At 65.2% G+C, this 20,059-nt stretch carries 16 protein-coding genes; all 16 read left to right on the forward strand.

The genetic code is table 11. The features are described from left to right. The first annotated feature begins 150 nt into the window (after window positions 1-150). The 16 genes from acs (at window position 151) to alaS (ending at window position 19,998) form a co-directional block, all read left to right on the forward strand. Complete coding sequence (gene acs / locus A6723_RS12045) at window positions 151-2,106, forward strand: acetate--CoA ligase (RefSeq protein WP_054907236.1); 1,956 nt, start codon at window positions 151-153, stop codon at window positions 2,104-2,106. A 572-nt stretch (window positions 2,107-2,678) separates the two neighbouring features. Continuing rightward, a complete protein-coding gene (locus tag A6723_RS12050; protein WP_054907237.1) occupies window positions 2,679-3,458 on the forward strand; it encodes an ABC transporter substrate-binding protein in 780 nt (259 codons plus the stop codon). Window positions 3,459-3,598: 140 nt separating this feature from the next. Beyond that, window positions 3,599-4,288 (forward strand): ABC transporter permease, encoded by a 690-nt coding sequence (locus A6723_RS12055; RefSeq protein ID WP_054907238.1) that lies wholly within the window; start codon window positions 3,599-3,601, stop codon window positions 4,286-4,288. A gap of 16 nt (window positions 4,289-4,304) precedes the next feature. Further along, window positions 4,305-5,003 (forward strand): ABC transporter permease, encoded by a 699-nt coding sequence (locus tag A6723_RS12060; protein WP_037017106.1) that lies wholly within the window; start codon window positions 4,305-4,307, stop codon window positions 5,001-5,003. Between the two features lie 10 nt (window positions 5,004-5,013). Beyond that, the gene (locus tag A6723_RS12065; protein WP_054907239.1) at window positions 5,014-6,126 is read left to right on the forward strand and encodes a succinylglutamate desuccinylase/aspartoacylase family protein; all 1,113 of its coding nucleotides are present in this window, start codon (window positions 5,014-5,016) and stop codon (window positions 6,124-6,126) included. Window positions 6,127-6,143: 17 nt separating this feature from the next. Continuing rightward, window positions 6,144-6,908 carry an arginine/ornithine transport ATP-binding protein AotP gene (gene aotP / locus A6723_RS12070; RefSeq protein ID WP_024766334.1) on the forward strand — a complete coding sequence of 255 codons (765 nt, stop codon included), beginning with the start codon at window positions 6,144-6,146 and terminating at the stop codon, window positions 6,906-6,908. 37 nt (window positions 6,909-6,945) lie between these two features. Further along, window positions 6,946-7,929, forward strand: coding sequence for a transcriptional regulator ArgR (argR, locus tag A6723_RS12075; protein WP_054907240.1), 984 nt, complete (start codon window positions 6,946-6,948; stop codon window positions 7,927-7,929). A 425-nt stretch (window positions 7,930-8,354) separates the two neighbouring features. Next, window positions 8,355-9,575: an aspartate aminotransferase family protein gene (locus tag A6723_RS12080; protein ID WP_054907241.1), complete on the forward strand. Its 1,221-nt coding sequence runs from the start codon at window positions 8,355-8,357 to the stop codon at window positions 9,573-9,575. A gap of 152 nt (window positions 9,576-9,727) precedes the next feature. Continuing rightward, window positions 9,728-10,744: an arginine/ornithine succinyltransferase subunit alpha gene (gene aruF, locus A6723_RS12085; RefSeq protein ID WP_054907242.1), complete on the forward strand. Its 1,017-nt coding sequence runs from the start codon at window positions 9,728-9,730 to the stop codon at window positions 10,742-10,744. 11 nt (window positions 10,745-10,755) lie between these two features. Then, the gene (astA, locus tag A6723_RS12090) at window positions 10,756-11,775 is read left to right on the forward strand and encodes an arginine N-succinyltransferase (protein WP_024766337.1); all 1,020 of its coding nucleotides are present in this window, start codon (window positions 10,756-10,758) and stop codon (window positions 11,773-11,775) included. Window positions 11,776-11,800: 25 nt separating this feature from the next. Then, the gene (astD, locus tag A6723_RS12095; protein WP_139092958.1) at window positions 11,801-13,267 is read left to right on the forward strand and encodes a succinylglutamate-semialdehyde dehydrogenase; all 1,467 of its coding nucleotides are present in this window, start codon (window positions 11,801-11,803) and stop codon (window positions 13,265-13,267) included. Further along, window positions 13,267-14,613: an N-succinylarginine dihydrolase gene (astB, locus tag A6723_RS12100; protein ID WP_054907244.1), complete on the forward strand. Its 1,347-nt coding sequence runs from the start codon at window positions 13,267-13,269 to the stop codon at window positions 14,611-14,613. The genes astD and astB overlap by 1 nt, the downstream gene beginning before the upstream one ends. Window positions 14,614-14,622: 9 nt before the next feature. Continuing rightward, window positions 14,623-14,904, forward strand: coding sequence for a hypothetical protein (locus A6723_RS12105; protein WP_054907334.1), 282 nt, complete (start codon window positions 14,623-14,625; stop codon window positions 14,902-14,904). Window positions 14,905-14,954: 50 nt separating this feature from the next. Then, window positions 14,955-15,947 carry a succinylglutamate desuccinylase gene (astE, locus tag A6723_RS12110; RefSeq protein ID WP_054907245.1) on the forward strand — a complete coding sequence of 331 codons (993 nt, stop codon included), beginning with the start codon at window positions 14,955-14,957 and terminating at the stop codon, window positions 15,945-15,947. Window positions 15,948-16,247: 300 nt separating this feature from the next. Continuing rightward, window positions 16,248-17,252 (forward strand): low-specificity L-threonine aldolase, encoded by a 1,005-nt coding sequence (gene ltaE, locus A6723_RS12115; RefSeq protein WP_054907246.1) that lies wholly within the window; start codon window positions 16,248-16,250, stop codon window positions 17,250-17,252. 121 nt (window positions 17,253-17,373) lie between these two features. Beyond that, window positions 17,374-19,998 (forward strand): alanine--tRNA ligase, encoded by a 2,625-nt coding sequence (gene alaS / locus A6723_RS12120; RefSeq protein ID WP_054907247.1) that lies wholly within the window; start codon window positions 17,374-17,376, stop codon window positions 19,996-19,998. Window positions 19,999-20,059 lie beyond the last annotated feature (61 nt).

Raw genomic sequence — 20,059 nt, forward strand, 5'->3', positions numbered from 1 at the left:
CAGGTTGTCGCGGCCCCATGGCAGTAGGAGTTATGGGGCTCATCACTACGACTAAGGATTGGTAAGACCATGGTCGTATGGTTCGGGGAAGGGTGTCGCCGTTACAACTTAGGGCAACAAAAACAACACTCTTCACCGAGGTAAAACGCCATGACAGCGGCATCCGTGTACCCCGTGCGTCCCGAAGTGGCCGCGACCACTCTGACTGACGAGGCCACCTACAAGAAGCTGTACCAGCAGTCGGTGGTCAATCCCGACGGCTTCTGGCGCGAACAGGCCCAGCGCATCGACTGGATCAAGCCGTTCACCAAGGTCAAGCAGACCTCGTTCGATGACCACCACGTGGACATCAAGTGGTTTGCCGACGGCACCCTGAACCTCTCCTACAACTGCCTCGACCGCCACCTGGCCGAGCGCGGCGACCAGCTCGCCATCATCTGGGAAGGCGACGATCCTTCCGAACACAAGGAAATCACCTACCGCGAGCTGCACGAGCAAGTCTGCAAGTTCGCCAACGCCCTGCGCGGCCAGGACGTGCACCGTGGTGACGTGGTGACCATCTACATGCCGATGATCCCGGAAGCCGTGGTGGCCATGCTGGCCTGCGCCCGCATCGGCGCGATCCACTCCGTGGTGTTCGGCGGCTTCTCTCCCGAAGCGCTGGCCGGCCGCATCATCGACTGCCGTTCCAAGGTGGTGATCACCGCCGACGAAGGTCTGCGCGGCGGCAAGAAGACCCCGCTCAAGGCCAACGTCGACGACGCGCTGACCAATCCGGAAACCAACAGCGTGCAGAAGATCATCGTCTGCAAGCGCACCGGCTCGGACATCAAGTGGAACCAGCACCGCGACGTGTGGTTCGAGGACCTGATGAAGGTCGCCGGCTCCACCTGTGCGCCGAAGGAAATGGGCGCCGAGGACCCGCTGTTCATCCTCTACACCTCCGGCTCCACCGGCAAACCCAAGGGCGTGCTGCACACCACCGGCGGCTACCTGGTCTATGCCTCGCTGACCCACGAACGCGTGTTCGACTACCGCCCGGGCGAAGTCTTCTGGTGCACCGCCGATATCGGCTGGGTCACCGGCCACACCTATGTCGTCTACGGCCCGCTGGCCAATGGCGCGACCACCGTGCTGTTCGAGGGCGTGCCGAACTACCCGGACATCTCCCGCGTTGCGAAGATCGTCGACAAGCACAAGGTCAACATCCTCTACACCGCACCGACCGCCATCCGCGCCATGATGGCCGAGGGCAAGGCCGCAGTCGAAGGCGCCGACGGTTCCAGCCTGCGCCTGCTGGGTTCGGTCGGCGAGCCGATCAACCCGGAAGCCTGGCAGTGGTACTACGAGACGGTCGGCCAATCGCGCTGCCCGATCGTCGACACCTGGTGGCAGACCGAGACCGGTGCCTGCCTGATGACCCCGCTGCCGGGCGCCCACGGCCTGAAGCCGGGCTCCGCCGCCAAGCCGTTCTTTGGCGTGGTGCCGGCGCTGGTGGACAACCTGGGCAACATCCTGGAAGGGGCTACCGAGGGCAACCTGGTGATCCTGGACTCCTGGCCGGGTCAGGCGCGCACCCTGTACGGCGACCACGACCGCTACGTGGACACCTACTTCAAGACCTTCAAGGGCATGTACTTCACTGGCGACGGTGCCCGTCGTGACGAGGACGGCTACTACTGGATCACCGGCCGCGTCGATGACGTGCTGAACGTCTCCGGCCACCGCATGGGTACCGCCGAGATCGAGAGCGCCCTGGTGGCCCACCCGAAAGTCGCCGAGGCGGCGGTGGTTGGCGTACCGCACGACATCAAGGGGCAGGGCATCTATGTCTACGTCACCCTGAATGCCGGTGAGGAAACCAACGAGCAACTGCGTCAGGAACTGCGTGCCTGGGTACGCAAGGAAATCGGCCCGATCGCCACTCCGGACGTGATCCAGTGGGCGCCCGGCCTGCCGAAGACCCGCTCGGGCAAGATCATGCGCCGCATCCTGCGCAAGATCGCCACGGCCGAGTACGACACCCTGGGTGACATCTCCACCCTGGCCGATCCGGGTGTGGTTCAGCACCTCATCGACACGCACCAGGCCATGCGCGCGGCCTGATCTGCGGCTCCATGAAAAACGCCCCGCTTGCCGGGGCGTTTTCATTTCTGCGTTTTGGCTTTTCGTAGGAGCGAGCTTGCTCGCGAACGCATGACGCCGAGCCAATCCGGTTCGCGCGCAAGCTCGCTCCTACAGTGTGCTTCCTGCCCACCGGTAACATTTCCCTGCGACAAAATGAGGCGCCAGGAAACAATTCGCACAGATTCTGTGCGACTTTTCTGTCTCTGCGGAATGAGTCAATATCGCGCACCCCGCGCAGGACCTGGAGTCGGGTGCTTGTGGCCCAATTTCTGCAAGTAAATTGGGTTTTACTACTCGCTTTCAGATCACGTAAAATCCGCGCCGTCAAGCCGCCGGGGCTCAGTCTCCGGCGCTTCTATAATTACTTGTCGCATTGAAGAAATAACCGCTCCGGGGCTGTCGCTAGAATGCCGCTCACCCCGGTAGGCGCGCTTTTCACAAGAATCGCGCCGGCAATGCGCAGACGAACAATAACCTTCACTTCTGCACGGGCAGCCTGGGCCAACCCCTTTCTCCTGCCAATCGAAGTCCTACCCTCGAAGGAGTTACTGATGAAGAAGTTTGCACTTCTCGGTGCGCTGGCCCTGTCCGCGCTTTCCCTGGTTGCCCACGCTGACGACAAGCCGGTCCGCATCGGCATCGAAGCCGGTTATCCGCCTTTCTCCTTCAAGACTCCTGACGGCAAGCTCGCCGGTTTCGACGTGGATATCGGCAACGCACTGTGCGAAGAGATGAAGGTCAAGTGCACCTGGGTCGAGCAGGAGTTCGATGGCCTGATCCCGGCGCTGAAGGTCCGCAAGATCGACGCCATTCTCTCGTCCATGACCATCACCGACGAGCGCAAGAAGTCCGTCGACTTCACCAACAAGTACTACCACACCCCCGCGCGCTTCGTGATGAAGGAAGGCGTGACCCTGAACGACCCGCTGGTCGACCTGAAGGGCAAGAAGGTCGGTGTGCTGCGTGCTTCGACCCATGACCGCTACGCCACCGACGTCCTGGCCCCGGCCGGCATCGAAGTGGTGCGCTACAACTCGCAGAACGAAGCCAACATGGACCTGGTCTCTGGCCGCATCGACGCGACCATGGCCGACTCGGTCAACCTCGACGACGGTTTCCTGAAAACCGACGCCGGCAAGGGCTACGCCTTCGTAGGCCCGGAATACAACGATCCGAAGTACTTCGGTGGTGGCGCCGGCATCGCCGTGCGCAAGGGCGATACCGCCCTGGCCGAGAAATTCAACGCGGCCATCGCCGGCATCCGTGCCAACGGCAAGTACAAGGAAGTACAGGACAAGTACTTCAAGTTCGACGTCTACGGCGAGAACTGATCCACGTCCAGAAGTGGCACAGACCCAGGCCCGGTCCTGATGTTTGTGCCACTTTTTTATTGGGGGCGATCCGTCAGGTGGCGGGCGCCCTGCAGCGTCCGTGCGGTTGCGGGCGGCTTCCGGTCTAGAGGTGCGAAACTATGTTCAATGGCTACGGAGCCACCATCGTCGATGGTGCCTGGCTGACGCTTCAGCTGTCCTTGCTGTCGATGGCCCTGGCAATCGCGTTGGGCCTGCTCGGCGCGGCCATCCGCCTGTCGCCGGTGAAGTGGCTGGCCTGGTGCGGCGACCTCTATTCCACCGTGATCCGCGGCGTGCCGGACCTGGTGCTGATCCTGCTGATCTTCTACGGCGGCCAGGCTGCGGTGAACTGGGTCGCGCCGATGGTCGGCTATGACGACTATATCGATCTCAATCCGTTCGCCTCCGGCGTCGGCACCCTGGGCTTCATCTTCGGTGCCTACCTGTCCGAAACCTTCCGTGGCGCCTTCATGGCGATCCCCAAAGGACAGGGTGAGGCCGGCTTCGCCTATGGCATGAGCCCGCTACAGGTGTTCTTCCGCATCCAGGTCCCGCAGATGATCCGCCTGGCSATTCCSGGCTTCACCAACAACTGGCTGGTGCTGGTCAAGGCCACCGCGCTGATCTCCGTGGTCGGCCTGCAGGACATGATGTTCAAGGCCAAGCAAGCCTCGGACGCCACCCGCGAACCCTTTACCTATTTCCTCGCCGTGGCGGCGCTGTACTTGGTGGTGACCAGCGTTTCCCTGGTGCTGCTGCGCATGCTCGAACGCCGCTATTCGGTCGGCGTGAAAGTCGCCGAGCTTTGAGACCGGGAGCCTGATCATGATCTTCGACTTCTCCGTCATCTGGGACAGCCTGCCGCTCTACTTCAGCGGCCTGCTAGTGACCCTCAAGCTGCTGGCCATCTCGCTGTTCTTCGGCCTGCTCGCGGCGGTGCCGCTGGCGCTGATGCGCTGTTCGAAGAACCCGGCGGTGAACCTGCCCGCCTGGCTCTACACCTACGTGATCCGCGGCACCCCGATGCTGGTGCAGCTGTTCCTCATCTATTACGGCCTGGCGCAGTTCGCCGTGGTGCGCGAAAGCTTCCTCTGGCCTTGGCTGTCCAACGCCACCTTCTGCGCCTGCGCCGCGTTCGCCATCAACACCAGCGCTTACACCGCCGAGATCCTCGCCGGCAGTATTCGCGCCACGCCGCATGGCGAGATCGAAGCGGCCAAGGCCATGGGCATGTCGCGCCTGAAGATGTATCGCCGCATCCTGCTGCCCTCGGCCCTGCGCCGCGCGCTGCCGCAGTACAGCAACGAAGTGATCATGATGCTGCAGACCACCAGCCTGGCGTCCATCGTTACCCTGGTGGATATCACCGGCGCCGCGCGCACCGTGTACTCGCAGTACTACCTGCCGTTCGAGGCGTTCATTACCGCCGGCATCTTCTACCTGATCATGACCTTCACCCTGGTGCGCCTGTTCAAGCTGGCCGAGCGCCGCTGGCTGGCCTATCTCGCGCCGCGCAAGCACTGAGGAAACGACCATGGAACGTATCGATCATCTGCTGCCGTGGAGCAGCCTGGGCAGCGAACGTCGCCTGAGCGTATTCCGCTACGGCAAGGGCCCGCGCAAGGTCTATATCCAGTCCAGCCTGCACGCCGACGAGTTGCCGGGCATGCGCACTGCCTGGGAACTCAAGCAGCGCCTGGCCGACCTCGAGTCGCGCGGGCAACTGAACTGCGTTGTCGAACTGGTGCCGGTGGCCAACCCCATCGGCCTGGGCCAGACCCTGCAGGCCAGCCATCTGGGCCGTTTCGAGTTCGCCAGCGGGAAGAACTTCAACCGCGATTTCGTCGAGCTGAGCGCTCTGGTTGCCGAGCGTGTCGGCGAAAAGCTGGGCGCTGACGAAGCCGCCAACGTCGAGCTGATCCGCCAGGCCATGCGCGACAGCCTCGATGCACTGCCGCCGGCCTCGTCCGAGCTGCAGGGTATGCAGCGCATCCTGCTGCGCCACGCCTGTGATGCCGAGGTCGTACTCGACCTGCACTGCGACTTCGACGCCGCTATCCATGTCTACGCGATCCCGCAGCACTGGCCGCGCTGGAAGTCCCTGGCCGCGCGCCTGAAGGCCGGAGTGGCGCTGCTCGCCGAAGACTCCGGTGGCAGTTCCTTCGACGAGTCCTGCTCGCTGCCCTGGCTGCGCCTGGCGCAAGCGTTCCCGCAGGCAGCGATTCCGCTGGCGTGCCTGGCGACTACCGTTGAGCTGGGCGGCGTAGGCGATACCCGCGTCGACCAGGCGCAGGACAATTGCGAAGCCATCCTCGGCTTCCTGGCCGAGCAGGGCCTGATCGCCGGCGACTGGCCGGCGGCTCCGGCCGAGTGCTGCGAAGGCATGCCCTTCGAAGGTACCGAATACCTCTACGCGCCCCACGTCGGTGTCGTGAGCTACCTGCGCAAGGCGGGGGAGTGGGTGGAGAAGGGCGACGCGCTGTTCGAAGTGGTCGACCCGCTGAACGACAAGGTCAGCACCGTACGCGCCGGGACCTCCGGCGTGCTGTTCGCCATCGAGCGTGGGCGCTACGCCCAGCCAGGGCTTTGGCTGGCCAAGGTGGCCGGGCGTGAGCCGTTCCGCAAGGGCCGGCTGATCAACGACTGAATTCGAGAACCGACACCATGTACAAACTTGAAATCCAGGACCTGCACAAGCGCTACGGCACCCACGAGGTGCTCAAGGGCGTCTCCATGGCGGCCAAGGCAGGCGACGTGATCAGCATCATCGGCTCCTCCGGCTCGGGCAAGAGCACCTTCCTGCGCTGCATCAACCTGCTGGAGCAGCCCCACGCCGGCAAGATCCTGCTCAACGGCGAAGAGCTCAAGCTCACCCCGAACAAGGACGGCGCGCTCAAGGCTGCCGACGCCAAACAGCTGCAGCGCATGCGCTCGCGACTGTCGATGGTGTTCCAGCACTTCAACCTGTGGTCGCACATGAGCGCCCTGGAGAACGTCATCGAAGCGCCGGTCCATGTGCTCGGCGTGTCGAAGAAGGAAGCGCTGGAGAAGGCCGAGCACTACCTGGCGAAAGTCGGCGTGGCGCACCGCAAGGATGCCTATCCCGCACACATGTCCGGCGGCGAGCAGCAGCGCGTGGCGATTGCCCGTGCACTGGCGGTCGAGCCGGAAGTGATGCTGTTCGACGAGCCGACCTCGGCGCTCGACCCCGAGCTGGTTGGCGAAGTGCTGAAGGTCATGCAGGACCTGGCGCAGGAAGGCCGCACCATGGTGGTGGTGACCCACGAGATGGGCTTCGCCCGCGAGGTCTCCAACCAACTGGTGTTCCTGCACAAGGGCCTGGTGGAAGAGACGGGCTGCCCGAGGGAAGTCCTCGCCAATCCGCAATCGGAACGCCTCAAGCAGTTCCTTTCCGGCAGCTTGAAGTAAGCTGTCTGTCATTCGCACCGTTGGGTGAACCTGCCGCATGACCGCACAACGCATCGGATTCCTGCTCTGGCCGCACACGCGGGCGCTGACCCTCGCGCTGGCCGAGGAGGCCCTGCGGGTCGCCCGCCGGCTGCACCCTGAAGCGCTCTACGAACCGGTGTTCATGAGCGCCGAACCGGTGGCCGAAGCGGACGGCTGGCGCCTGCCGGGGCAGTCCTGGAACGGTGTGCTGGAACAGTGCCAGCGTATCTTCCTGGTCGCCGACGAGATTCCCCAGACGGTCTCCGCGCCGCTGGGCGCCGTGCTCAAGCAGCTGTCGCGCAGTGGCGTGAGCATCGGCGCGCTGTCTGCCGGCATCTACCCGCTGGCGCAGCTCGGCCTGCTCGATGGTTACCGCGCCGCCGTGCACTGGCGCTGGCACGACGACTTCACCGAGCGTTATCCCAAGGTTATTGCCACCAACCACCTGTTCGAGTGGGATCGCGACCGCCTGAGCGCCTGTGGCGGCATGGCGGTGCTCGACCTGCTGCTGGCCGTGCTGTCCCGTGACCATGGCGCGGAACTGGCTGGCGCGGTATCGGAAGAGCTGGTGGTGGAGCGCATCCGCGAAGGCTCCGAACGCCAGCGTATCCCGCTGAAGAACCGCCTCGGTTCCAGCCACCCGAAGCTCACCCAGGCGGTGCTGCTGATGGAGGCGAACATCGAGGAGCCGCTGACCACCGACGAGATCGCCCAGCACGTGTGCGTCTCGCGCCGCCAGCTGGAGCGCATCTTCAAGCAGTACCTGACCCGCGTGCCGAGCCAGTACTACCTGGAACTGCGCCTGAACCGCGCGCGGCAGATGCTCATGCAGACCAGCAAGTCGATCATCCAGATCGGCCTGTCCTGCGGCTTCTCCAGCGGCCCGCACTTCTCCAGCGCCTACCGCAACTTCTTCGGCGTGACCCCGCGCGAAGACCGCAACCAGCGCCGCGGCCAGGGCGTTGCCGAAGCCGCCCCGGTGGTCGCCGAGCGCGGCTGAGTCAGCGCTTTTGTAGGATGGCGTGGAGCGAAGCGATACCCATCAATGGGGTGGCTCCACGCGACATCTTCTTTATGAACTCGAAGTTCAACGCGTAATCGTTCGTCCGGCCCCAGTTTGTCCGGCGCGCTGGCGGCATGGGTATCGCTGCGCTCCACCCATCCTACGAACCGGATGAAAAGCCTCTCCTGCCTTATTCCCGTTTCGCTCATTCGCCGAGCGAACAAATTCCACGCGCGTTGGTACCCGCAGCAGTTCGCAGGCCTTACACTGCGCCTTCCCGACGCTTTCTGTCGCATTTCCGTAAGCCTCGGCAATTCGCGGGTTGGCGCTATAACAAGTTGTCGCATGGCGGCAATGACGGCCCGCTGATCGTCCCTACAATCCATTCATCGATAGCCGCCTTACCAGGCAGGAGAACACCGATGTCCGCTCCGCAAGCTCAGGTCCAACGCTCCGACTTCGACCAGGTCATGGTTCCCAACTATTCGCCGGCGGCTTTCATTCCGGTGCGTGGCGAAGGCTCGCGAGTCTGGGATCAGAGCGGCCGAGAGCTGGTGGACTTCGCGGGTGGTATTGCGGTGAGCTCGCTGGGTCACACCCACCCGGCGCTGATGCAGGCGCTGACCGAGCAGGCCGGCAAGATCTGGCACGTCTCCAACGTGTTCACCAACGAGCCGGCCCTGCGTCTGGCCAAGAAGCTGATCGACGCCACCTTCGCCGAGCGCGTGTTCTTCGCCAACTCCGGCGCCGAGGCCAACGAAGCCGCGCTCAAGCTGGCGCGTCGCTACGCCCATGACGTCCATGGCCCCGAGAAGTACGAGATCATCTCGATGGTCAATAGCTTCCATGGCCGTACCTTGTTCACCGTCAACGTCGGCGGCCAGGCCAAGTATTCCGATGGTTTCGGCCCGAAGGTCGAAGGCATCACGCACATTCCGTTCAACGACCTGGAAGCCCTCAAGGCAGCCATCTCCGACAAGACCTGCGCCGTGATCATCGAACCGGTGCAGGGCGAGAGCGGCGTGCTGCCGGCCGACAAGGCCTACCTGGAAGGCGTGCGCAAGCTGTGCGACGAGAACAGCGCGCTGCTGATCTTCGATGAAGTGCAGAGCGGCTTCGGTCGTATCGGCTACCTCTACGCCCACCAGTACTACGGCGTGAACCCGGACATCCTCTCCAGCGCCAAGGGCCTGGGCGGCGGCTTCCCGATCGGCGCCATGCTGACCACCGCGAAGATCGCCGAGCACCTGGTCGTCGGCACCCACGGCACCACCTACGGCGGCAACCCGCTGGCGTGTGCGGTCGCTGGCGCCGCCTTCGACGTGATCAACACCCCGGAAGTGCTCGAAGGCGTGAAAGCCAAGCACGAACGCTTCAAGGTCCGCCTGGAGAAGATCACCGCCGAGTACGGCATCTTCACCCAGGTGCGCGGCATGGGCATGCTGATCGGCGCGGTGCTCAACGACGCCTTCAAGGGCAAGGCCAAGGACGTGCTCAACGCCGCCGAGAAGGAAGGCGTGATGGTCCTGCAGGCCGGCCCGGACGTGGTGCGCTTCGCGCCCAGCCTGGTGATCCCGGACGCCGACATCGACGAAGGCCTGGATCGCCTCGAGCGTGCCATCGCCAAGCTGACCCGCGGCTGATCCCCCGGCTACGCTGAATCGGCGGGGCCTGCGCCTCGCCGTTTAGCCGGCCGGATCGTCCCGGCTGGTGCTTTCGAATGCCCTGATGAGTGCGGCACGGGTTGTGTCGCGCCTGCCAATCACGAATTTTGTCTGGTTAGAGGAGTGACGCCATGCTGGTGATGCGCCCCGCCCAAGTGGCCGACCTGCAGCAAGTGCAGCGTCTCGCCGCGGACAGCCCGGTCGGCGTCACGTCGCTGCCGGACGACGCGGAACGCCTGCGCGAGAAGATCCTCGCCTCGGAGGCCTCGTTTGCCGCCGAAGTGAGCTTCAACGGTGAAGAAAGCTATTTCTTCGTGCTGGAAGACACCGACACCGGCCGGCTGGTCGGCTGCTCGGCCATCGTCGCCTCGGCGGGTTTCTCCGAGCCGTTCTACAGCTTCCGCAACGAGACCTTCGTGCACGCTTCCCGCGAGCTGAAGATCCACAACAAGATCCACGTCCTCTCGCTGTGCCACGACCTTACTGGCAACAGCCTGCTGACCAGCTTCTACGTCGAGCGCGAGCTGGTGAACACGCCGATCGCCGAGCTCAACTCCCGTGGCCGCCTGCTGTTCATGGCCAGCCACCCGGAGCGCTTCGCCGACGCGGTGGTGGTGGAGATCGTCGGCTACAGCGACGAGCAGGGCCAGTCGCCGTTCTGGAACGCCATCGGGCGCAACTTCTTCGACCTCGACTACACCGAGGCCGAGAAGCTCTCGGGGCTGAAGAGCCGCACCTTCCTCGCCGAACTGATGCCGCATTACCCGATCTACGTGCCGCTGCTGCCGGATGACGCGCAGGAGGCCATGGGCCAGGTGCATCCGCGCGCGCAGATCACCTTCGACATCCTGATGCGCGACGGCTTCGAATCCGACAACTACGTCGACATCTTCGACGGTGGCCCGGCGCTGCACGCGCGCACCTCGGGCATCCGTTCCATCGCCCAGAGTCGCCAGGTGCCAGTGCGCATCGGCGAGGGCGGCAAGGGCAATCGCGGTTACCTGGTGACCAACGGCCAGTTGCAGGATTTCCGCGCCATTGTCGTCGAACTCGATTGGGTACCGGGCAAGCCCGTGACTCTGAACCAGCAAGCCGCCGAAGCCCTGGGCATCGGCGAGGGCGCCAGCGTGCGCCTGGTTGCGATCTGAGGGGAGAGAGCATGATCGTCCGTCCCGTAACCAGCGCTGACCTGCCGGCTCTTTTCGATCTGGCGCGCAGCACCGGCACCGGCTTGACCACACTGCCGGCCAATGAACAGCGCCTGCAGCACCGTGTGAACTGGGCCGAAAAAGCCTTCCGCGGCGAGGCCGAGCGCGCCGATGCCGACTACCTGTTCGTCCTCGAAAACGATGACGGCAAGGTGGTGGGGATTTCCGCCGTCGCCGGTGCTGTTGGCCTGCGCGAGCCCTGGTACAACTACCGCGTTGGCCTGACCGTCAGCGCCTCGCAAGAGCTGGGTATCCACCGCGAAATTCCCACGCTGTTCCTGGCCAACGACCTCACCGGCCAGTCCGAGCTGTGCTCGCTGTTCCTGCATGCCGACCATCGCGCCGGCCTGAACGGTCGTCTGCTGTCCAAGGCGCGCTTCCTGTTCATTGCCGAGTTCCGCGAGCTGTTCGGCGACAAGGTGATCGCCGAGATGCGCGGCATGTCCGACGCGGCTGGCCGTTCGCCGTTCTGGGAAAGCCTGGGCCGGCACTTCTTCAAGATGGAATTCAGCCAGGCCGACTACCTGACCGGCGTGGGCAACAAGGCCTTCATCGCCGAGCTGATGCCCAAGTTCCCGCTCTACAGCTGCTTCCTCTCCGAGGATGCGCGTGAAGTGATCGGCCGCGTCCACCCGGACACCGAGCCGGCGCTGGCCATGCTCAAGGCCGAGGGCTTCAGCTACCAGGGTTACGTCGACATCTTCGACGCCGGCCCCGCCATCGAGGCGCCGACCGAGAAAATCCGCGCCATCGCCGACAGCCAGAACCTGGTGCTGGCCATCGGCACGCCGGGCGATGACGCCGAGCCCTTCCTGATCCACAACCGCAAGCGCGAGGAGTGCCGCATCACCGCCGCGCCCGCGCGCCTGGCCGCTGGTTCGCTGGTGGTCGATGCGCAGACCGCCAAGCGCCTGCGCCTGTCCGCCGGGGCCTCGGTCCGCGCGGTGCCTCTCTCCGGAAAACGCAACTGACGCCGCCCGGCGTCAGGGGAGCCTGATGATGAATACCCACTACATTGCCGGCCAGTGGCTGGCAGGCGAAGGCGAGCCGCTGGAATCGCTCTGCCCGGTCAGCCAGGCCGTGGTCTGGTCCGGCCGTGCCGCCTCCGAGCAGCAGGTCGCCGCTGCTGTCGCTGCCGCACGCAACGCCTTCCCGGCCTGGGCGCGCCGCCCGGTGGAAGAGCGTATCGCCGTGCTGGAGCGCTTCGCTGCTGCGCTGAAAGGCCGTTCCGAGGAACTGGCCCGCGCCATCGGCGAGGAAACCGGCAAGCCGCTGTGGGAAGCTGCCACCGAAGTGACCAGCATGGTCAACAAGGTCGCCATCTCGGTCCAGGCCTTCCGTGAGCGCACTGGCGAGAAGAGCGGCCCGCTGGCCGACGCCACCGCCGTGCTGCGCCACAAGCCGCACGGCGTGGTTGCCGTGTTCGGCCCGTACAACTTCCCCGGCCACCTGCCCAACGGCCATATCGTGCCGGCGCTGCTGGCGGGCAACGCCGTGGTGTTCAAGCCCAGTGAGCTGACCCCGAAAGTGGCCGAGCTGACCCTGCAGGCCTGGGTCGAGGCGGGCATTCCCGCTGGCGTGATCAACCTGGTCCAGGGCGCCCGCGATACCGGCGTGGCGCTGGCAAGCAACGACGACATCGACGGCCTGTTCTTCACCGGCTCCAGCCGTACCGGCAACCTGCTGCACAGCCAGTTCGGCGGTCGCCCGCAGAAGATCCTCGCGCTGGAAATGGGCGGCAACAACCCGCTGGTGGTCGACGAAGTGAAAGACGTCGACGCCGCCGTCTACACCATCATCCAGTCCGCCTTCATTTCCGCCGGCCAGCGCTGCACCTGCGCCCGCCGCCTGCTGGTGCCGCAGGGTGCCTGGGGCGACGCGCTGCTGGAGCGCCTGGTGGCCGTGGCCTCGACCATCAAGGTCGGTCGCTTCGACGAGCAGCCGGCGCCCTTCATGGGCTCGGTAATCTCCCTCGCGGCCGCCGAACACCTGATCAAGGCTCAGGACAATCTGCTGGCCAAGGGCGCCAAGCCGCTGCTGGCGATGACCCAGCCGTTGGCTACTGCTGCGTTGCTGACCCCCGGCATTCTCGATGTGACTGCCGTGGCCGAGCGCCCGGACGAAGAGTTCTTCGGCCCGCTGCTGCAGGTGATCCGTTACGCCGACTTCGACGCCGCCGTGCGCGAAGCCAACGCTACCCAATACGGTCTGGCTGCCGGCTTGCTGTCGGACTCGCGCGAGCGCTATGAGGACTTCCTCATCGAGAGCCGCGCCGGCATCGTCAACTGGAACAAACAGCTGACCGGCGCCGCCAGCAGCGCGCCATTCGGCGGCATCGGCGCCTCCGGTAATCACCGCCCGAGCGCCTACTACGCAGCCGACTACTGCGCGTACCCGGTCGCCTCGCTGGAGAGCGACAGCCTGAGCCTGCCTGCAACCCTGACTCCGGGAGTGAGCCTGTGATGACCGCCTATGAAATGAACTTTGACGGTTTGGTCGGACCGACGCACAACTACGGCGGCCTGTCCTACGGCAACGTCGCTTCGCAGAGCAACAGCCAGGCGGCGTCCAACCCGCGCGAAGCGGCGAAACAGGGCCTGTCGAAGATGAAGGCGCTGATGGAACTGGGCTTCAAGCAGGGCGTGTTCGCCCCGCAGGAGCGCCCGGCCGTCGCCTCGCTGCGCGCCCTGGGCTTCTCCGGTACTGATGCGGAAGTCATCGCCAAGGCTGCCAAGGAGGCCATGCCGCTGCTGGCCGCGGTCAGCTCTGCGTCCTGCATGTGGACGGCCAACGCCGCCACCGTCAGTCCCAGTGCCGACACCGCCGATGGTCGCGTGCACTTCACTGCGGCCAACCTGAACTGCAAGTTCCACCGTTCCATCGAGCATCCGCAGACCAGCCGCATCCTCGCGGCGATGTTCAACGACGAGCAGCGCTTCGCCCACCACGCCGCGTTGCCGGCGGTCGCCCAGTTTGGCGACGAGGGTGCGGCCAACCACACGCGCTTCTGCAAGTCCTACGGCGAAGCCGGCGTGGAGTTCTTCGTGTTCGGCCGCAGCGCTTTCGACAGCCGCTTCCCGGCGCCGCAGCGCTACCCGGCACGGCAGACCCTGGAAGCCTGCCAGGCGGTCGCCCGCCTGCACGGCCTGGGCGATGACGGCGTGGTGTACGCCCAGCAGAACCCGGCGGTGATCGACCAGGGCGTGTTCCACAACGATGTGATTGCCGTGGGCAACGGCGAAGTGCTGTTCCACCACGAAGACGCCTTCCTCGACACCGAGCGTGTCCTCGCCGAACTGCACGACAAGCTGGGCCGCCGTGGCGGCCGCTTCCGCGCCGTGTGCGTGCCGCGCGATCAGGTCACGGTCGAGGACGCGGTGAAGTCCTACCTGTTCAACAGCCAGCTGCTCACCCGTGCCGACGGCAATATGCTGCTGATCGTCCCGGAGGAGTGCCGCAAGAACGAGCGCGTGTGGAACTACCTGTCGCGCCTGACGGCCGAGGACGGCCCGATCCGCGAGGTGAAGGTGTTCGACCTCAAGCAGAGCATGCAGAACGGCGGCGGCCCCGCCTGCCTGCGCCTGCGCGTGGCGCTGAACGACACCGAACTGGCGGCGGTCAATCCCGGCGTGATCATGACCCCGACCCTGCACGACACCCTGGTCGCCTGGGTCGACAAGCATTACCGCGATCGCCTGGCCGAGTCCGATCTGGCCGACCCGCAACTGCTCGTCGAGTGCCGGACGGCGTTGGATGAATTGAGCCAGATCCTTAAACTGGGCTCGGTTTATCCCTTCCAGCAGAACTGAGTGAACGACATGACCGAAAGCCTCCCGCTGATTCTCGAAGACAACAAGGGCGAACGCCGCGAGACCCACACCGCGCGCCTGGCCATCCGCCTGGAAGGCCGCGAGCTGTGGCTGGAGGCCGACGGCAAGGGCGGCCTGGTGATCTACGCCGACTCCCATGAGGACGATGCCGAGATCCCGCTGCTGGTGGTGCGCCCGCAAGCGGTGAACCAGTTGGGCCTGAGCCTGGAGCTGGAAGCCGCCGAAGTCCACGAACATGGTCCAGACTGTGGATGTGACCACCACCACTGACCGCGGAGTCCACGGCCGGCCAGGCCGCAGGACATGATGGAGGCGTCCGCATGCTAGCCCTGGGCAAACTGCTCGAACTGACCCTCGCCGGCCGTGAGCCGACGGAAAAGATTCAGCTCACCGCAGACGGCACCCGTTTGCACTGGCTGGCCGAAGGCGCCCTTGAAATCACTCCGCCGGTGGCGCGGGACAATGGCCGCGACCTGCTGCTCTCGGCCGGTATCCATGGTAACGAGACCGCGCCCATCGAGCTGCTCGACCGCCTGGTGCACCGCGTCGCCCGCGGCGAGCTGAAGCCGGCGTCGCGGGTGCTGTTCCTGCTTGGCAACCCCGAGGCCATGCGCCGTGGTGAGCGCTACCTGGAACAGGACATCAACCGCCTGTTCTGCGGTCGCCATGAAGAGGGCAGCGGCAACGAGGCCCTGCGCGCAGCCGAGCTCGAGCGCCTGGCCGCCGCGTTCTTCGCCCGCGAAGGCCGCCCGCGCCTGCACTACGACCTGCACACCGCGATCCGCGGCTCGAAGATCGAGCAGTTCGCGCTCTATCCCTGGGCCAGCGGCCGCGAACATTCCCGCGAAGAGCTGGCGCGCCTGCGCAGCGCCGGCATCGACGCCGTGCTGCTGCAGAGCAAGCCGGGCATCACCTTCAGTGCCTACACCTACAGCCACCTGGGCGCCGAGGCCTTTACCCTGGAGCTGGGCAAGGCGCGGCCGTTCGGGCAGAACCAGGCGGTGAACCTGGATCGCCTGGAAGCCATGCTCGAAGGCGTGATCAGTGGCCAGGAGGCAGACGGTGCGCAGCTCGACGGCCTGCAGCTGTTCGCCGTTTCCCGCGAAGTGATCAAGCACAGCGACCACTTCCGCCTGCACCTGGACGACGCGGTGGACAACTTCACCGAGCTGGACCACGGCTTCCTGCTGGCCGAGGACATCGGCGGGACGCGCTGGATCGTGGAAGAGCAGGGCGCGCGGATCATCTTCCCCAACCCGCGGGTAAAGAACGGCCTGCGCGCCGGCATTCTGGTGGTCCCCACCGAGCTCTGATTTGCCATTCTTCCCGGCTGGCTTCGCGGTTTCCCTTCACGCCGAACGGCTCCCTCTCCCTTCGGAGCGGGGCGCGTAGCCAGGGCTGGGGAGAGGGGAGCGGGCTACGGGGATACTTCGGCGTAGACTTGGCACCATTCTCCCTCCCTGACCCTCCCCCTGAAGGGAGAGGGGAGCATCCGGCGTGGCTGCAGGTGATGCTGCTCGCCGACGAGGCTCTATTAATAATCCGCGCCTTGTTCCTCTGCCTCCAAGCCCTTAGCATCGGCCCTTTCCGCCTGATGCCCGAGGAGCCTTGCCATGTCCATCATCGACCTTCGCAGCGACACCGTGACCCTGCCCACTGCCGGCATGCGCGAGGCGATGGCGCGGGCCGAGCTGGGCGATGACGTCTACGGCGAAGACCCGACGGTCAATCGCCTGGAAGCGACCCTGGCCGAGCGCCTGGGATTCGCTGCCGCGCTGTTCGTCCCCACCGGCACCATGAGCAACCTGCTCGGCCTGATGGCCCATTGCGGCCGCGGCGACGAATACATCGTCGGCCAGCAAGCGCACACCTATAAATATGAAGGTGGCGGCGCCGCCGTGCTGGGCTCGATCCAGCCGCAGCCCATCGATGGCGAAGCCGATGGTTCGCTGGATCTGACCAAGGTCGAGGCAGCGATCAAGCAGGACGATTTCCACTTCGCCCGCACCCGCCTGCTGGCGCTGGAAAACACCATGCAGGGCAAGGTCCTGCCGCTGACCTACCTGGCGGCTGCGCGCGAAATGACCCACCGTCGCGGCCTGGCGCTGCACCTGGACGGCGCGCGCCTGTACAACGCGGCGGTGAAGCTGGGCGTGGACGCCCGTGAGATCACCCGCCACTTCGACTCCGTTTCGGTCTGCCTGTCCAAGGGCCTTGGTGCGCCGGTGGGCTCGGTGCTCTGCGGCGATGCCGAGCTGATCGGCCGCGCGCGCCGCCTGCGCAAGATGGTCGGTGGTGGCATGCGCCAGGCCGGCGGCCTGGCAGCGGCTGCGATTTACGCGCTGGACCATCAGGTCGAGCGACTGGCCGATGACCATGCCAATGCCGAAGCGCTGGGCCGTGGCCTCGCTGAGCTGGGCTACAGCATCGAGCCGGTACAGACCAACATGGTCTACGTTGGCATTGGCGAGCAGGCCGGCGTGCTGGGCGAGCACCTGGCTGAGCGCGGCATCCGCGTCAGCCCGGCAGCGCGCTTGCGCCTGGTCACCCACCTCGATGTGAAAAGCGCCGATATCCCGCGTATCGTCGAAGCTTTTGCCGCCTTTCGTCGTTCCTGACAGAAATTATTGCGCGATAGGGGTTAACTATCGCGCAAAGACACTACAACCTTGATGCGGGGCCGATATAATGCGGCCCTTTGCCGGCGATTCGTGGCCGCATTTTTCCGTGGAAGAACCTATGAAAAGCGCTGAAATCCGTGAAGCCTTCCTCCGCTTCTTCGAAGAGAAGGGGCACACCCGCGTAGCGTCCAGTTCGCTGATCCCCGCGAACGACCCGACCCTGCTGTTCACCAACGCAGGTATGAACCAGTTCAAGGACTGCTTCCTGGGCCTGGAAAAGCGCGCCTACACCCGCGCCACCACCAGCCAGAAGTGCGTGCGTGCCGGCGGCAAGCACAACGACCTGGAAAACGTCGGCTACACCGCGCGCCACCACACCTTCTTCGAAATGCTGGGCAACTTCAGCTTCGGCGACTATTTCAAGCGCGATGCCATTACCTATGCCTGGGAATTCCTCACCTCGGACAAGTGGCTGAACCTGCCCAAGGACAAGCTCTGGGTCACCGTCTACGCCACCGATGACGAGGCCTACGATATCTGGACCAAGGAAGTCGGCATTCCCGCCGAACGCATGGTCCGTATCGGCGACAACAAGGGCGCTCCCTACGCGTCGGACAACTTCTGGGCGATGGGCGACACCGGTCCGTGCGGCCCGTGCACCGAGATCTTCTTCGACCATGGCGCCGACATCTGGGGCGGCCCGCCTGGCTCGCCGGAAGAAGACGGTGACCGCTACATCGAGATCTGGAACAACGTCTTCATGCAGTTCAACCGCACCGCGGACGGCGTCATGCACGCGCTGCCGGCGCCGAGCGTGGACACCGGCATGGGCCTGGAGCGCATCAGCGCCGTGCTGCAGCACGTCCACTCGAACTACGAGATCGACCTGTTCCAGAGCCTGCTGAAAGCTTCGGCCGACGCCATCGGCTGCGCCAACGACGACGCACCGTCGCTGAAAGTGGTCGCCGACCACATCCGTTCCTGCGGCTTCCTGATCGCCGACGGCGTGCTGCCGTCCAACGAAGGCCGCGGCTACGTGCTGCGCCGCATCATCCGTCGCGCCTGCCGCCACGGTAACAAGCTGGGCGCCAAGGGCACCTTCTTCCACAAGATCGTGGCCGCGCTGGTCGGCGAGATGGGCGAAGCCTTCCCTGAGCTCAAGCAGCAGCAGGCGCACATCGAGCGCGTGCTGAAGACCGAGGAAGAGCAGTTCGCCAAGACCCTGGAGCAGGGCCTGAAGATCCTCGAGCAGGACCTGTCCGAGCTCAAGGGCAGCGTCATCCCCGGCAACGTGGTGTTCAAGCTGTACGACACCTACGGCTTCCCGGTGGACCTGACCAACGACATCGCCCGCGAGCGCAGCCTGACCCTCGACGAGGAAGGCTTCGAGCGCGAGATGGAGGCTCAGCGCGAGCGTGCTCGCTCCGCCAGCGCCTTCGGCATGGACTACAACAGCCTGGTGAAAGTGGATGGCGACACCCGCTTCCTCGGCTACCAGGGCGTTTCCGGCGCTGGCCAGATCGTCGCCCTGTTCAAGGATGGCAAGGCCGTCGAGCAGCTGAACGAAGGCGAAGAGGGCGTCGTCGTCCTTGACCAGACCCCGTTCTACGCCGAGTCCGGCGGCCAGGTCGGTGACAGCGGCTACCTACAGGGTGCTGGCGTGCGCTTCGACGTGCGCGACACCACCAAGGCCGGTGGTGCGCACCTGCACCACGGTGTGGTTGCCCAGGGCAGCCTGAGCGTTGGCGCGGCTGTCAAAGCCGAAGTCGACGCCTCCGTGCGCCAGGCCACCGCGCTGAACCACTCCGCTACCCACCTGCTGCACGCCGCGCTGCGCCAGGTGCTGGGCGATCACGTCCAGCAGAAAGGCTCGCTGGTCGACAGCCAGCGCCTGCGCTTCGACTTCAGCCACTTCGAGGCGATCAAGCCCGAGCAGCTGAAGCAGCTGGAAGACATCGTCAACACCGAAATCCGCAAGAACTCCGAGGTCGAGACCGAAGAGACCGACATCGAATCCGCCAAGAACAAGGGCGCCATGGCGCTGTTCGGCGAGAAGTACGGTGATCAGGTGCGCGTGCTGAGCATGGGCGGTAGCTTCTCCGTCGAGCTGTGCGGCGGTACGCACGTTTCCCGTACCGGCGACATCGGCCTGTTCAAGATCACCAGCGAAGGCGGTGTAGCCTCCGGCGTGCGCCGTATCGAAGCGGTCACCGGCGCTGCTGCGCTGGCGTACCTGAATGGCGCCGAAGAGCAGCTCAAGGAAGCGGCCGGCCTGGTCAAGGGCAGCCGCGACAACCTGCTGGACAAGCTGTCCGGCCTGATCGAGCGCAACCGTCAGCTGGAGAAGGAGCTGGAGCAGCTCAAGGCCAAGGCCGCCAGCGCAGCCGGTGACGACCTGGCGGGTTCCGCCGTGGACGTCGGTAGCGTGAAGGTGCTGTCCTCGCGTCTCGACGGCCTCGACGGCAAGGCGCTGCTGGCGCTGGTCGACCAACTGAAGAACAAGCTGGGCAGCGGCGTGATCCTGCTGGGCGGCGTGTTCGAAGAGAAGGTCGTACTGGTCGCCGGCGTGACCCAGGACCTGACCGCCAAGCTCAAGGCCGGCGATCTGATGAAGCAGGCCGCTGCGGCCGTGGGCGGAAAGGGCGGTGGTCGCCCGGACATGGCCCAGGGCGGTGGCGTGGATGCCGGCAAGCTGGACGAAGCTCTGGCGCTGGCAGTGACATTTGTCGAACAGGGCCTCTAAAGGCCCTGAAATACGGGGCCCGCAGCGCGTCCGGCGGGCCTTGGCAGCATGCGGTGATGCA

The sequence above is a fragment of the Pseudomonas sp. AU11447 genome, from assembly GCF_001672555.2.
GTDB lineage: Bacteria > Pseudomonadota > Gammaproteobacteria > Pseudomonadales > Pseudomonadaceae > Pseudomonas > Pseudomonas nitroreducens.

Bases quoted from the DNA above. Each gene is read 5' to 3' on its own strand.
- A6723_RS12050 (WP_054907237.1), top strand. From the start codon at position 2,679: ATGAAGAAGTTTGCACTTCTCGGTGCGCTGGCCCTGTCCGCGCTTTCC.
- ltaE (WP_054907246.1), top strand. From the start codon at position 16,248: ATGTCCATCATCGACCTTCGCAGCGACACCGTGACCCTGCCCACTGCC.
- A6723_RS12060 (WP_037017106.1), top strand. From the start codon at position 4,305: ATGATCTTCGACTTCTCCGTCATCTGGGACAGCCTGCCGCTCTACTTC.
- A6723_RS12065 (WP_054907239.1), top strand. From the start codon at position 5,014: ATGGAACGTATCGATCATCTGCTGCCGTGGAGCAGCCTGGGCAGCGAA.
- A6723_RS12080 (WP_054907241.1), top strand. From the start codon at position 8,355: ATGTCCGCTCCGCAAGCTCAGGTCCAACGCTCCGACTTCGACCAGGTC.
- astA (WP_024766337.1), top strand. From the start codon at position 10,756: ATGATCGTCCGTCCCGTAACCAGCGCTGACCTGCCGGCTCTTTTCGAT.
- A6723_RS12105 (WP_054907334.1), top strand. From the start codon at position 14,623: ATGACCGAAAGCCTCCCGCTGATTCTCGAAGACAACAAGGGCGAACGC.
- astE (WP_054907245.1), top strand. From the start codon at position 14,955: ATGCTAGCCCTGGGCAAACTGCTCGAACTGACCCTCGCCGGCCGTGAG.
- astB (WP_054907244.1), top strand. From the start codon at position 13,267: ATGACCGCCTATGAAATGAACTTTGACGGTTTGGTCGGACCGACGCAC.
- argR (WP_054907240.1), top strand. From the start codon at position 6,946: ATGACCGCACAACGCATCGGATTCCTGCTCTGGCCGCACACGCGGGCG.
- aruF (WP_054907242.1), top strand. From the start codon at position 9,728: ATGCTGGTGATGCGCCCCGCCCAAGTGGCCGACCTGCAGCAAGTGCAG.
- astD (WP_139092958.1), top strand. From the start codon at position 11,801: ATGATGAATACCCACTACATTGCCGGCCAGTGGCTGGCAGGCGAAGGC.
- aotP (WP_024766334.1), top strand. From the start codon at position 6,144: ATGTACAAACTTGAAATCCAGGACCTGCACAAGCGCTACGGCACCCAC.
- alaS (WP_054907247.1), top strand. From the start codon at position 17,374: ATGAAAAGCGCTGAAATCCGTGAAGCCTTCCTCCGCTTCTTCGAAGAG.
- acs (WP_054907236.1), top strand. From the start codon at position 151: ATGACAGCGGCATCCGTGTACCCCGTGCGTCCCGAAGTGGCCGCGACC.